The organism is Arthrobacter sp. KNU-44, assembly GCF_051843155.1.
Lineage (GTDB): Bacteria > Actinomycetota > Actinomycetes > Actinomycetales > Micrococcaceae > Arthrobacter.
This window is the reverse complement of record NZ_JBPXNG010000002.1, coordinates 3,519,987-3,533,843: the sequence shown is the minus strand read 5'-3', so window position 1 is coordinate 3,533,843 and position 13,857 is coordinate 3,519,987. Positions and strand designations below refer to the sequence as shown.

General features: G+C 66.3%; 12 protein-coding genes. 1 reads left to right on the top strand and 11 read right to left on the bottom strand.

From position 1 onward, the window contains the following. Window positions 1–32: 32 nt before the first annotated feature. The 10 genes from ACSVHC_RS17620 to hemE form a co-directional block, all read right to left on the bottom strand. Window positions 33–1,343 carry a glycoside hydrolase family 3 N-terminal domain-containing protein gene (locus tag ACSVHC_RS17620; protein WP_437770884.1) on the bottom strand — a complete coding sequence of 437 codons (1,311 nt, stop codon included), beginning with the start codon at window positions 1,341–1,343 and terminating at the stop codon, window positions 33–35. Window positions 1,344–1,406: 63 nt separating this feature from the next. Further along, window positions 1,407–2,729 (bottom strand): glutamate-1-semialdehyde 2,1-aminomutase, encoded by a 1,323-nt coding sequence (gene hemL, locus ACSVHC_RS17615; RefSeq protein ID WP_437770885.1) that lies wholly within the window; start codon window positions 2,727–2,729, stop codon window positions 1,407–1,409. A 62-nt stretch (window positions 2,730–2,791) separates the two neighbouring features. Beyond that, on the bottom strand, window positions 2,792–3,868 hold the full coding sequence (locus ACSVHC_RS17610; RefSeq protein ID WP_437770886.1) for an LLM class flavin-dependent oxidoreductase: 1,077 nt from the start codon (window positions 3,866–3,868) through the stop codon (window positions 2,792–2,794). Next, a complete protein-coding gene (gene hemB / locus ACSVHC_RS17605) occupies window positions 3,868–4,848 on the bottom strand; it encodes a porphobilinogen synthase (RefSeq protein WP_284751590.1) in 981 nt (326 codons plus the stop codon). The genes ACSVHC_RS17610 and hemB overlap by 1 nt, the downstream gene beginning before the upstream one ends. Beyond that, on the bottom strand, window positions 4,845–5,738 hold the full coding sequence (locus ACSVHC_RS17600; protein ID WP_437770887.1) for a uroporphyrinogen-III synthase: 894 nt from the start codon (window positions 5,736–5,738) through the stop codon (window positions 4,845–4,847). Before ACSVHC_RS17600 ends, hemB begins: the two co-directional genes overlap by 4 nt. Window positions 5,739–5,757: 19 nt before the next feature. Beyond that, entirely contained in the window at window positions 5,758–6,744 is a 987-nt protein-coding gene (hemC, locus tag ACSVHC_RS17595) for a hydroxymethylbilane synthase (RefSeq protein ID WP_437770888.1), read from the bottom strand. Further along, complete coding sequence (locus ACSVHC_RS17590; protein ID WP_437774069.1) at window positions 6,741–7,916, bottom strand: ferrochelatase; 1,176 nt, start codon at window positions 7,914–7,916, stop codon at window positions 6,741–6,743. Before ACSVHC_RS17590 ends, hemC begins: the two co-directional genes overlap by 4 nt. A gap of 65 nt (window positions 7,917–7,981) precedes the next feature. Beyond that, complete coding sequence (gene hemQ / locus ACSVHC_RS17585) at window positions 7,982–8,683, bottom strand: hydrogen peroxide-dependent heme synthase (protein ID WP_437770889.1); 702 nt, start codon at window positions 8,681–8,683, stop codon at window positions 7,982–7,984. Window positions 8,684–8,755: 72 nt separating this feature from the next. After that, entirely contained in the window at window positions 8,756–10,240 is a 1,485-nt protein-coding gene (gene hemG, locus ACSVHC_RS17580; protein ID WP_439181162.1) for a protoporphyrinogen oxidase, read from the bottom strand. Between the two features lie 5 nt (window positions 10,241–10,245). Next, complete coding sequence (gene hemE / locus ACSVHC_RS17575; RefSeq protein WP_437770891.1) at window positions 10,246–11,373, bottom strand: uroporphyrinogen decarboxylase; 1,128 nt, start codon at window positions 11,371–11,373, stop codon at window positions 10,246–10,248. 148 nt (window positions 11,374–11,521) lie between these two features. Between hemE and ACSVHC_RS17570 the strand changes: the two genes are divergently transcribed. Then, complete coding sequence (locus ACSVHC_RS17570) at window positions 11,522–12,850, top strand: glutamyl-tRNA reductase (protein WP_437770892.1); 1,329 nt, start codon at window positions 11,522–11,524, stop codon at window positions 12,848–12,850. A 14-nt stretch (window positions 12,851–12,864) separates the two neighbouring features. On the opposite strand, the gene ACSVHC_RS17565 is transcribed toward ACSVHC_RS17570, so the two are convergent. Then, entirely contained in the window at window positions 12,865–13,842 is a 978-nt protein-coding gene (locus ACSVHC_RS17565; protein WP_437770893.1) for an SDR family NAD(P)-dependent oxidoreductase, read from the bottom strand. Window positions 13,843–13,857: the final 15 nt, after the last annotated feature.

The following is a 13,857-nucleotide window of genomic DNA, read 5'->3' as shown; positions in this document are numbered from 1 at the left end:
TTTTTCACGTCCGCCCCGGCCCGTAACCGGGGCTACTGCCCTGCCTTGACTTGAAGAACAGTCAAAGCAGCGGCATCGACTGATTTGCGGAATTCAGGATCGGCCTGCGCACGTTGCAGGACCTGGGCGTACATCGCCGGAACTGAAGCCGTGTCTGCGCACAGAACCATGGTGCCGCCCGCCCCGATGAAGTTCGTTGCCCTATCCCCCATGCTCCACGGCGACAGCTGCACGGCGTTGCAAAGGTCATCGGACACAATGATGCCGGTGAACCCCGCGTCCGTCCGCAACATGGTGCGCATGATCACCGACGAAAACGGGGCCACATGGTCGGGATCGATCTTGTCGTAGTAGGCGTTCGAAATCATGACCCACCGGAGTCCGCTGTCGATCGCGGCTTTGAACGGCATCAGGTACGGATCCGTCCGGGTGGTTTCGGCGTCGTGGACGTTCGCGCTGACGTCAGTGTTAAGGCTGACGCGCCCCATTCCTGGGAAATGCTTGACCACGGGGGCCACCCCCGCGTCCCGCAGTCCGGCCGCCATCGCGTTCCCGTGCTCGGACACCGCGGCCGGGGTGAAGCCGTATTCACGCTTGAACGCCCCAATGGGCTTGTTCGAGGGCGCAAATTCGGGGCTGGGAACCGTATCAAGTACCGGCGCCAAGTCAACATTCACCCCGGCCTGCAAGAGTTCGGCCCCCCAGTTCCGGGCGTCGGCACGTAGTTGTTCAGGGCTCGAGTTGCCTTGGTCCAAGGCTGCGGGAATAGGCAGGAATCCAGGTCCCCGGAGGACTTGGACGGAGCCGCCCTCCTGGTCCGTCGCGACGGACAGAGGCAAGCCACGGCTTGAGGCCGGCGAAATCGCCGCCCTCAGCTTTTCCACAACTGATGCCGTCGCCGCGACGCCGGCCTGGCTGCGTCCGGCCAAATAGATATTGCCGACGTGGTTGTTCAGGAGATCGGCAACTGCGCCTGAATCGCTTCCGTCGGCCTTGGCCGCCACCATGAACAATTGCCCTACCCTTTGTTCCAGGGTCAGGCCCGCGAGCCGCTGTTCCGGCGTCGGGTGCGGTGGCGGCGGCAGCTCAGTAGGACCGGCCGGCGTTGCAGAAACGCTCGGCGATCCCGTCGACGGAGAGCTGGAAAACCGAGGCGTTGGGGCGGCCTGGGGGGTGCCCGGCGGCGGGGGCGGGTCTCCGACGGCCGGGAACCCGCGGTCAGGGGCGTCGGCATGGGCAATGCCGGCAAATGCCCCGACCATCAGGGCGAAGAGGATGAGCACTGAAATTCTGGACGGCTTGAGCACAAGAATCATCGCCTTGTAGATTCGATCGTTGCCCACAGCCTGCTCCCGGCCCGGCGGGGCGTGCAAGGAGCAGGCTGCGCAGCATCGGGAAAAGTGGCGTTACAGGGCGGTGGCCTCCGCGGCCGCTTTGGCTGCTGCAGGGAGCGCGTCAAAGATCCGGTTCATGGCGACGTCGTCGTGGGCAGCGGACAGGAACCATGCCTCAAAGACCGAGGGCGGCAGGTAGACGCCGGAGTCCAGCATGGAGTGGAAGAACGGTGCGTAGCGGAAGACATCTTGGGCCTGGGCGTCGGCGTAGTTGTGGACGCCGTTGGCCGAAGTGCCGAAGGCCACGGAGAAGAGGTTCCCTGCGCGCTGGATCGAGTGGTCCACGCCGGCAGTGTCCAGCGCCGACGAGAGTGCCGCCGAAAGTTCCAGCGAGCGGGCATCCACGAAGCTGTAGACCTCCGGGGTCGCGAGCGTCAGGGTGGCGACGCCTGCGGCCATTGCCACCGGGTTCCCGGACAAGGTTCCTGCCTGATACACCGGACCAAGGGGCGCAAGGTAATCCATGACGTCGGCACGCCCGCCGAGGGCCGCCGTCGGCATGCCGCCGCCGATGACCTTGCCGAAGGTCAGCAGGTCCGGCATCCAGCCTTCCTGGCGGCCGGTGAGGCCCCAGTAGCCCGCGTAGCCCGTGCGGAAGCCGGTGAGCACCTCGTCCAGGATCAACAGGGCGCCGTGTTCGCGGGTGATGCGGGACAGCCCTGCGTTGAACCCTTCGTCCGGGGTGACGACGCCCATGTTGGCGGGAGCGGCTTCGGTGATGACGGCAGCGATGTTGTTGCCGTGCGCAGCGAAAGCGGCTTCCACCGCGCCGAGGTCGTTGTACGGCAGGACGAGGGTTTCAGCGGCGGCAGCTTCGGTGACACCGGCCGAACCGGGCAGTGCCATGGTCGCAAGGCCCGAGCCAGCGGCGGCGAGCAGTCCATCGAGGTGGCCGTGGTAGCAGCCGGCGAACTTCACGATCAGGTTGCGGCCAGTGAACCCGCGAGCCAAGCGTACGGCGGTCATGGTGGCCTCGGTGCCCGTGGACACCATGCGGATGCGTTCGACGGCGGAGACGCGTTCCTTGACGATCGCGGCGAGGTTTGCCTCATCGGGCGTAGAGGCGCCGAAGGACAAGCCGCGGTCGACGGCGGCGTGGACGGCTTCGAGGACGGCCGGGTGCGCGTGACCCAGCAGCGCAGGGCCCCATGAGCAGACGAGGTCTACGTATTCGCGGCCATCCGCGTCGGTCAGGTACGGACCCTGCGCCGAAACCATGAACTTCGGGGTCCCGCCGACGGAACCGAAGGCGCGCACCGGAGAGTTGACGCCGCCAGGCATCAGGGAACGGGCGCGGTCGAACAGCTGGTCGGAGACAGGGGTGTTTGAAGTCATGGTGTCCATTCTTTCAGGGATTCGGGACGGCTCAGGCGCCGGCAAAGACGGTTCAGCCGCGTTCAGGCGTCGGCAAGCTCCTTGGCCACCAGTGGGGCCACCACGGTGCCGAAGAGTTCTATGCAGCGCATCATGGATTCGTGGGGCAGGGTTCCGTTGCTGTATTTGAGGTCGAAACGGTCGACGCCGAGGTTCCGCTTCAGCAAAACGATCTTCCGGGCGACCGTTTCCGGGGAACCCACGTAAAGTGCTCCCTCAGGTCCGCACATGGCGTCGAACTCGCCCCTGCTCGCCGGTCCCCAGCCGCGTTCCGCGCCGATGCGGTTGCGCTGGGCCAGCCAATGCGGGAACAGTTCCTCCCGGGCCTGCTCGTCGGTGGGAGCGACGTAGCCGGGCGAGTGGGTGGCAATCTGCTGCATGGGGTGCCCATATTTTTCCATTGCCTCGCGGTACAGGTCCACCAAGGGGGCAAAACGGCGCGGCTCCCCGCCGATGATGGCGAAGATAATCGGATAGCCGTATTGGGCGCAGCGCAGCACCGACTCGGGGGTTCCACCCACACCGATCCACGTTGGCAGCAAGTGGTGTTCCAGCGGCGGAAAAACGCTCATTCCGTTCACGTTCGGCCGGGTACGGCCTTCCCAATACACGGGCTTCTGCGCCCGGACCTTGTCGAAGAGTTCCAGCTTCTCCTCGAACAGGACTTCGTAGTCCGCCAGGTCCAGCCCGAATAGGGGGAACGATTCCACGAAGGAGCCGCGGCCCAGCATCACCTCCGCACGACCGTTTGAGATCGCGTCAACGGTCGAGAAGCGCTGGAAGACCCTGATGGGGTCGTCTGAGCTGAGCACGGTGACCGCCGAACCGAGTTTGATCTGCGATGTCCGGGCGGCGGCGGCCGCCAGGAACACTTCGGGCGCCGAGACAGCGAAGTCGCGGCGATGGTGCTCCCCAACCCCGAATGCATGAAGCCCCACGGCGTCCGCCAGATCCGCTTCCGCCAGCAGCTCCCGCAAAACCTGTGCATGCGGTTTCGGGTTGCCGCCGGCGTCCACCCCGGCGTCACCGAAAGTATTCAGTCCGAGGAGGATCTCCGTAGCTCCAACAGGGGCCGTGGGAGTGGAAGCGTTATCTGTCATCAGGACTCCTTAAGCCAGCCGGCAAGCTCGGAGGCCCAGTACGTCAGCACCATGTCGGCGCCGGCCCGCTTGATGCCGAGCACGGATTCTGTGATGGCGCCGCGGCGATCGATCCAGCCGTTCGCGGCAGCCGCTTCGATCATGGCGTACTCGCCGGAGATTTGGTAGGCCGCCACGGGAACCGGGCTCATGGCGGCGACGTCGGCGAGGATGTCGAGGTAGCTCATGGCCGGCTTGACCATCACCATGTCGGCGCCCTCTTCGAGGTCGAGTTCCACCTCGATGATGGCTTCGCGGCGGTTGGCGGCATCCATCTGGTACGTCCGACGGTCACCCTTGAGCTGCGAGTCCACGGCTTCGCGGAATGGGCCGTAGAAGGCGGAGGCGTACTTCGCCGCGTAGGCCAGAAGCGCGGTGTTCTGGTGTCCGGCCTCTTCAAGGGCCTGGCGAATCACGGCGATCTGGCCATCCATCATCCCGGACGGCCCCAGGACGTGGGCACCGGCGTCGGCCTGGGCTACGGCCATTTGAGCGTAGATTTCGAGGGTGGCGTCGTTGTCAACGTAGCCGTTGGCGTCCAGAACGCCGCAGTGGCCGTGGTCGGTGAATTCGTCGAGGCACACGTCGCCCATGACAACCAGGTCATCGCCAACTTCCGCCCGGACGTCGCGGATGGCTTTGTTCAGCACGCCGTCCGGATCCAGGGAGGCAGTTCCCCGGGCATCTCGGACGGCCGGGACACCGAACAGCATGATGCCGCTGACACCGAGTTCCACGGCTTCCGCAGCGGCGCGCTTGAGCGAGTCGGTGGTGTGCTGCACAACACCGGGCATGGAGCTGATCGGAGCCGGTTCGCTGAGCCCTTCACGAATGAAGGCCGGCAGGATGAGGTCGGCGGGGGCCAGACGGTGTTCTGCGGTCATCCGGCGCATGGCTGGGGTGGTGCGGAGCCGGCGGGGCCGGTGGTTTGGAAAGCTCAACTTTCGTTCCCTTCGGTGGCGAATACGGTGCGTAGGGCGGTCACGATGCCGTCGGGTGTGGGTTCCTTGGCGGTTGCCGCGACCGGGATGCCGAGAGCGGCGGCCTCTGCCGCCGTCGAGCGCCCGATCGCAATAAAGCGGCAATCCTGCAGAGGCCCCAGCGAGGCGTGGATGCGGCGTGCCGCACTGGGTGAAGCTGCGACGACGGCGTGGAGCCGGCCTCCGGAAAGTTCGGCCTTGGCGGCTTCGGGGGTGAGCTCCGGCGCCCCGGATCCCGCCCCTGTTTTCCAGCCGTTCGCCGCTACCAAGGCAGCAGTCAGCCTGCGTTCGGGGGCCGCCGGGTAGTCCACGGTGTGGTATGCCGTCACTGACTGGACCGCGGCTCCCTTGGCTACGATCCCCTCCGCCAACATCGCGTCGGCGATGTCCGCTTGGGGCAACAGCACACTGGCCGGGCCTGTAGGCCAGACGGCCACGAGTCCCGCGGCAGACTGGACGGCTTCCGGCGCGAGGTCCACGGGAATGCCCTCCGCTTCGAGGACCCGCCGGCTCGACGGACCAATCGTCGCGATCCGGACGGAAGCCGGAATCAGGTCCTTCAACTCCAAGCGACGCTCGGCCGCTTTTTCCTTCAGGGCGCGCACCGTGGTGATGCTGCTGACCACCAGCCAGCCGTACGCTCCCGCGAGGAGGGCGTCCAAGGCGACCTCGAGGGAATGCTGGTCGCGGGCACGCTCAAAGTCGATCAAGGGCAACAAGAGCGGCTCGGCGCCGGCTTCCCGCAGGGCGCTGACGAGCGGGGCGGCACGATCAGGGCTGCGCGTCACAAGAACCCGGGCGCCTTCAAGGACCCGGGCCTCCCCCGACTTCACCGCGCTGTGCCGCCCCATGGTCTCCTGTTGGCTCCGGTTATCGGGACGCTGCAAGATCTGCGATGTCCGCAGCACCTGCGGCAAGCAGGAGCTCGGCGACTTCGATGCCCAGCAACGTGGCGCCCACCTCAGTGAGTCCGTCGGTGGCCTTTTTCTCGCGCACCGATTTGCTCCCGTCCACGGCGCAGACAATGGCTTCAAGGTACAGCATGCTGCCCTTGCGGTAAGCGTATGCGCCTACGGGCGCAGCACAGCCGGCTTCGAGGCGGGCCAGGACGGCCCGCTCCGCGGTGACGGCCAGCCGGGTGTCTTCATCATTGAGTGCGGCCAGGGCCTGGGCTAGGGCGCCCTGGGAACTTTCGGCGGAGCCGGATTGTCCTGGAGCGTCGACGGTGCGGCACTCGATCGCAAGTGAGCCCTGTCCGGGGGCGGGAAGCATGACGTCGGTCTCAAAGAACTCCGTCACGACGTCGAGCCTGCTGATCCGTTCCAGTCCCGCCGCGGCGAGGACGACGGCGTCGAGATCGCCGGGTGAATCTTCCGCATTGCCGGCGAGCCCCGGAACGCGGCCCAGCCGGGTGTCCACGTTGCCGCGGATGTCCACGACGTCGAGATCCGGGCGGGCGGCGCGCAGCTGCGCAGCGCGGCGCGGCGAGCCGGTACCGACCCGTGCGCCGGCCGGAAGATCCGCCAACTTGAGACCGTCACGGGCGCACAAGGCGTCCCGGACGTCGACGCGCTTGGGCGTTGCGGCAATCGTGAGTCCCGGTGCCGCACCCGTGGGGAGATCCTTCAGGGAGTGCACCGCGACGTCGCACGCGTTCTCCAACAGCGCTTCGCGAAGGGCTGCGACGAATACTCCGGTGCCGCCCATCTGGGACAGCGAGCCCGTCCGGACATCGCCTTCGGTCTTGATGCGCACCAGTTCAACGGGAAAGCCACCGACGGCGGCCAGCTGGTCCGCGGCCTGCTGGCTCTGGGTGAGCGCGAGCTTGCTCGCGCGGGTGCCGATCCGTACGGTCATTTCGCGCTTTCTCCTATGGGGTAGGCATCATGTCCGGTGCCTACTGTGGTGTCCGCACCCGCAATCGTGGGCTTCTCTCCACGGAAGTTGGCGCAGCAGCCGGGACGGCAGATGTCGTACCACGGTCCCAGCCCGGTCATGGCAGGGCGATCGGCGATGTTGTTGGCTGCGGTCCGCTCGCAAATGAGGTCCACCAAGCCGGAAACGAACTTGCGGTGGGTTCCCGGCGTGGGGACGCGGGTCGCGGTGAGCCCGAGGTTCTTGCACGTTTCCAAGGCCTCGGTGTCCAGGTCCCAGGCCACTTCCATGTGGTCGGAGACGAAACCGAGCGGAACGATCACGACGCCCTTGATCCCTTGGCCGGCCAGTTCCTCGATGGCATCGTTGATGTCCGGCTCAAGCCATGGAACACTCGGCGCGCCCGAACGGGACTGGTACACCAAGGACCATGGCGCGGTGAGTCCGGATTCGGCTTCAACCCGCCGAACAACCTCGGCGCCGGCGGCCAGGTGTTGGGCCACATAAGCCGAGTCCTGCTCGAACTCGCGGGGCTCGGCGTCCGAACGCCCGGCGGCCTCGGCGTCGCGGGTAGGAATGGAGTGCGTTGCAAACAGGATGTGGACCGGAGCGTCCTGGAGACCGGCCGCGGCCAATTTCTCCTTGACCTCGGCAAGTCCGGCAGCCGTTCCTTCCACGAATGGTTCGACGAAGCCAGGGTGGTCGAAGTACTGGCGGACCTTGTCCACCTCGAGTTTGCCGTCAAGGCCGGTCTCCGTCAGCGCAATGCCGATGTCCTCGCGGTATTGGCGGCAGCTGGAGTAACAGGAGTAAGCACTGGTGGTGACCATCAACAGCTTGCGGTGGCCGGCGTCGTAGGCTTCCTGGAGCGTTTGCGGGATGTAGGGATCCCAGTTGCGGTTGCCCCACAGCACAGGCAGGCTGATGCCGCGTGCCGCAAGCTCTGCCTCGAGGGCGGCCTTGAGGTTCCTGTTTTGCTGGTTGATGGGGCTGATCCCGCCAAAGGCGCGGTAGTGGTGGGACACCTCTTCCAGACGCTCATCCGGGATGCCGCGGCCACGGGTCACATTGCGCAGGAAGGGAATGACGTCGTCCTGGCCTTCGGGCCCGCCGAACGAGGCGAGGAGGACGGCGTCGTACTCTTTGGGGGCCATGCGTCCGGCCTCGGTGACGTCATTGACCTCGGTGAGGCTGGCCGGACCGGCGGAGTGGCGGCCGCTCACGCGAGGACCTCGGCGATCTCCGCGGCGGTGATGCGGCGACCGGTGTAGAACGGGATTTCCTCGCGGACGTGGTTGCGGGCGTCTGTGGCCCGCAGGTGGCGCATGAGGTCGACCAGGTCAACGAGTTCGGGTGCTTCCAGGCCAAGGATCCACTCCCAGTCGCCCAAGGCGAACGAGGACACGGTGTTGGAGATGACCTGGGGGAAGTCGCGGCCCAGCATGCCGTGGTCGCGCAGCATCTTTCCACGCTCTTCGGCCGGCAGGATGTACCACTCGTAGGAGCGCACGAACGGGTAGACGCAGAGCCAGGTGCTGGGCTCGACGCCGCGGGCATAGGCAGGAACGTGGTTTTTGGCGAATTCGGCTTCGCGGTGGACGCCCATGGCGGACCAGACGATCTCTGTGCCGGCGAACAGCGCGCTGCGGCGGATGTCACGGACGGCCTGTTGCAGGGCCTCGGGCTTGGCTCCGTGGAGCCACACCATGATGTCGGCGTCGGAACGCATGGCGGATACGTCGTAGCTTCCGCGGAGGACAACGCCGTCCTCGGCGAGCTTGGCAGCCAGCTGCTCGAAATCCTGGACAGCATCGGCGCTGCGCAGGACATCGTCCGACCGCTTGAAGACGGTCCACAGCGTAAAGAACTGCTCTTCGGATTCGGCAGTTTTAGTGACAGATTCGGCAGAAGTGTGGCTCATGGTACAAGTCTGCCCCGTGGATGCCACTAAGTCGAAATGCACCACTTCTACAATGCGTAGAAGTGGTGCATTTCACAAAATTGCGTCGATTTGCGCGGAGGTGTCGGATACCACGGCAGCCAGGCCGTTTCCGGCAAGCCAGCCGCCCACAACCGACAGACCCTCTGCTTCGGCGCAGATGCGCCGCACCTCGGCAACGCGCTGTTTATGACCGACGGCGGCGAACGGCAAGGCACCGGCCCAGCGGACAATGTCCCAATCGAGCACGTCTTCGCGGACAATGGGCACCGTCAGCAAGGCCGAGGCGTCGCGGAGCGCAGCCTCAAACAGGGCATCGTCATCCAGCGCGGCCGCCGATCCAGGGGGGTCCGCTCCCTCGCCCCGCCCATAGGACAGGCGCAGCACGTGCGTGCCGGGGCCGGCTTCTTCCGCCAGCCAGTCCCACTTTGCCGTGGCATGCGTGAGCGCTTTCGCCTCGATCCCCTCGGTTTGCGGAGCGACGAGAATGCCGGTGCCGCGGGGACGGCGGTCCAGTTCAGGCACGTCGACCACCAAGGTCACGAGGCTCACCAAGGGGCCCGCGGCCGGACGCAGCGCGGACAGCTCCGGAAGCGCCTCCTCCAGCAGCCCGACGGCGGCCGGACCGTCGAGCGCCACCACGAGCCGCCCGGCGTCGTACGTTGTGCCCGCCGCGGTGGCCTGCCAACCGCTTTCAGTGCGGGTGATTGAATCCACCCGGGCGCCGGAGACGAGGGCGACTCCCTCCGAACGCAGCTCCGCCCCGAGGGCGGAAACCAAGGTGCTCATTCCGCCTTTCAAGCCGCCGACGGCGGATCCGGCCTTCGCCGCTCCGCTCCCGTTTCGCTTTGAACCGGCTGCGCGCTGGCTGGCCACCGCAGCGGCCAACGAACGGTGCTCGCGCAGTGCCGCGCGTAGTCCCGGGGCCACCATGTCGACGTCGAGCAGTGCGGGATCCGCGGAGTGCACTCCCCCGACGACGGGTGCCACGAGCCGATCGAGCACCCGTTTGCCCATCCGTGCCCGGACCAACGAGGAGACGCTGGTGACCTCGTCGGAGGTGCCTATTGATGCGGGCAGGTAGCGGTCGAGCGAGGCCCGCAAGGAGCCTGCGAAGCCCAAGGAACGCCGGACTTCGGGGTCCCAGGGGTTCGCCGGAATTCCGAGCACTCCGGTCTTGGGCAGTTCCTGCGGACCGTCGGGCAACTGCACCCAGGCCCCTCCCGGATGGGGCGCCACGATGTTGTCGCCAAGCCCGAGATCGCGGGCGAGATCGGCCACGGCAGTGGAGCGCGTGGCGAAGGACTCCGCTCCACTGTCCAGCTCAAGGCCGCCAACCTCGTGGCTTCCCACGCAGCCGCCCCACGAGTCGCCCGCTTCGAGCACGGTGACAGCGATGCCCGCCTTGGCCAGTACACGGGCGGCGAGCAGGCCGGAAATGCCGCCGCCCACGACGACGGCCGTCAAGCCAGCTGCTGAACCGCCGGGAAGCGCGTGTTCGGGCCTGGTGTGTTCGGGCTGTGGGTGACCGCCGCGCATGCCGGCTACCCTGCCGGGATCGAGTGGATGAGTTCCACTACCCGGGTCAGGACCGCGGGGTCCGTCTCCGGAGGCACACCGTGGCCGAGGTTGAGGACGTGGCCTGGGGCTGCGGAACCGGCGGCGATTACCTCGCGGACGTGGGCTTCCAGGACTTCCCACGGCGCCGAAAGCAGCGCGGGGTCAATGTTGCCCTGCAGGGGCACGGTTCCACCTAGGCGCCGGTTTGCCTCGTCAAGCGGCAGCCGGTAGTCCACCCCTACGACGTCCACGCCGACGTCGCGCATCGCGACGAGCAACTCGGACGTTCCCGTACCGAAGTGGACCAGCGGCGCACCGAGGTGGCGGACATGGTCAAGGGCGCGTGTGGAGGCGGGAGCAACGTACTTGGCGTAGTCGGCCAGGCCAAGGGAACCGGCCCAGGAGTCGAACAGTTGCCCCGCAGAGGCGCCCGCTTCCAGTTGGGCCCGCAGGAACATGCCGGAAGCGTCGGCTGCCCAGTTGGCCAGCGCGGTCCAGGTTTCCGGATCGGCGTGCATCATGGTGCGCGGACCGAGGTGGTCACGGGAAGGCTTGCCTTCCACCATGTACGCGGCGAGCGTGAACGGCGCACCGGCGAAGCCGATCAGGGGTGTGGTGCCGAGCTCCGCCACCGTCAGGCGCACGGCCTCGCGGATCGGCTCGAGGGCTTCCCACGTCAGCTGCGGCAAGGCGGCCACGTCAGCGACCGTGCGGACGGGCTTGTCCAGGACAGGACCGACGCCGGGAACGATGTCCACGCCGACGCCCGCCAGCTTGAGGGGAATGACGATATCCGAGAAGAAGATGGCTGCATCAACATCATGGCGGCGGACCGGCTGCAAAGTGATCTCGGAGGCGAGCTCGGGACGCAGGCAGGAGTCCAGCATCGCCACCCCTTCACGGACTTTGAGGTACTCCGGCAACGAGCGGCCGGCCTGTCGCATGAACCACACGGGACGGCGGGACGGCTTGCCTCCACGGTATGCCTGGATCAGCGGGGAGTCTGCGGTGCGGCCATCCATGAGCGGGTGGCTTGCATCAAGGCTCGAGGCGGCGGTGCCGGAAACGCCGTTGGCCGACACAGAATGAGGCAGTGCGGAACTGGAAGTCATGCCTTCGATTGTGCCGAAGATCGGGATCAAAAGATAACGACAGCCTGTCCCGCACATTGCGAGGTGACGGGCGTCACTCCGGACAGTGCGGAGAACCACTCGCGAGCGTTGTTCTACATGGCGCCGAAAAAGCTATGATTGCTTTGCTGTGGTTCTTTTCTCATTGGTGGCTACACACGCCGACATCGATCTTGAAACCGTCGCTCAGTTGAGCAACGGTTCATCCGAGGTTGCCTCGTCCGCTTTGGCCGATTCCCAACTTGTCTCCGGCGCCGTGGTCCTGGCCACCTGCAACCGCTACGAAATCTACGGCGAAACGCCGCATGTCGAGAACCTTGAGGCTGCCCGCTCGGCGCTCGTCACGCAGATCAGTGGCTTGAGCGGACTCAACGAGCAGCTCGTCTCGCGCGCCTTCAGCACCCGCACCGGCCCTGAGGTCAGCAGGCACCTCTTCGCCGTCAGCGCCGGACTGGACTCCGCCGTCGTCGGCGAACGCGAAATCGCCGGCCAAGTGCGCCGCGCCCTCATCACTGCCCAGCACGAAGGAACCGCGAGTTCCGGGCTGGTCCGCTTGTTCCAGGCTGCCTCCAAGACGGCAAAGGACGTCGGGGCCCAGACCGCCCTCGGTTCGCGGGGCTTGTCCATAGTTTCAGTTGCCCTGGACCTCGCTACGGACCTCTCAGAGAACGCCGACTGGAGCACCAAGAAGGTAGTTGTCTTCGGGACCGGGGCCTACGCAGGGGCCACTATGTCGCTGCTTCGCGATCGCGGCTGCACCGACGTCTCCGTTTACTCGTCTTCCGGCCGGGCCGAGGCTTTCGTGGCGACCCGCGGCGGAACCGCGCTCGACGCCGAAACCCTTCCTGCCGCCGTCGCTGCCGCCGATGTCATGATCGGTTGCAGCGGATCGGACACCCGCGTTGAGGCCGAAGAGCTCGCCAAGGTCCGTGCACTTTCTACCCAGACGCTCATCGCGATCGACCTCGCGCTCACTCACGACTTCGACCCCGCGGTGGGCGAGCTCGACGGCGTCGAGCTCCTGACGCTCGAATCCGTGCGGCTCGCGGCGCCCCAGGAACAAGCGGAGTCGCTGGCGCAAGCGAGCACCATTGTTTCCGGTGCGGCAGACGCCTTCGAGCAGGAGCGCGAAGCGCGGTCAGTCGACTCGGCCATTGTGGCACTGCGCCGCCACACCATGAACGTGCTCGACGCCGAGATGGAAAAAGTCCGGGCCCGGCACGGCTGCACCGCTGCGGCTGAAGAAGTCGAGTTCGCGCTCCGCCGCATGGTCAAGCAACTGCTCCACATCCCCACGGTCCGCGCGCGTGAACTTGCCGCCAACGGGCAGCAAGACGATTATGTCGCAGCCCTTGAGGCCTTATATGGCATCCAGGTGGAGCAGCCGATTGCCGCGGCTCCAGCAGCTGAATGCCCCGTAGACCACGAACAGGCATCCCAGCAGGCTGAAAGCGCCTAGCCCCCGCCCGGGTCCTATGCGAAGGCGTTGACGCCCGTCATTTCTGCAGACACAGCCCACAGCCTTGTTGCGGCTTCCGGATCCACTGCGTGCGCATCCACTCCTTGGTAACGCGCGAGCGGCGAGGCCGGGTCCGTGGGCTTGGCGATGTCGCAGTCTTCGCAATACACCCCGCCCATGCCCGCCAGGGCCGAGGACGTGGCTGCCCACGTGGACGTGGCAGCCCCCTGCTCCGGAGTCTTGAAACCCTCCCGGACGTTGCCTGCGTCGTCCATCCAACCCGCCGCGACCATCTCTTCACGCGGAAGGTAGCGCTGGAGCTCGGTCATGATGCCGCCGGGATGGACCGCGAAGGCCCGCACCCCGGCGGATTTACCCAGGCGGTCCAGCTCCACGGCGAATAGCGCATTTGCGGTCTTTGCCTGGCCGTAGGCCTTCCATTTGTCGTAACCGGTCTCGAAATTGATGTCCTCAAAACGGATCGGCGAGAGTTTGTGTCCCGTGGAGGACAAGGAGACCACACGTGCCGAACCGGCAGCCGCCAGCGCTGGCCACAAAGTGTTGAGAAGGGTGAAGTGGCCCAAGTGGTTGGTGGCGAATTGGGATTCCCAGCCGGGGCCCACGCGTTGTTCCGGGCTCGCCATGATGGCGGCGTTGTTGATCAGGATGTCCAGGGTTGGGTTCGACGCCAGGAAGCGTGCCGCGAAATCCTTCACGGCCTGCTGATCGGCCAGATCCAAGGCTTCCACGGTCACTTGCTCCCGGGCCAGGCCGGCCGCGGCGAGGACTTCCCTGGCGTGTTCCGGACGGCGGGCCGGAACCGTGACCGTGGCGCCAGCGAAGGACAAGGCCCGCACCGTTTCCAGACCGAGCCCGGAATAGCCTCCCGTGACGATTGCCGTCTTGCCGCGGAGGTCCACTCCCGCCACAACCTCCGATGCCTTGGAGCCGTGGCCGAATCCCGATCCGATGGGGTGTTGCGGTGTGGTCATGGATTCCTCGCTCAT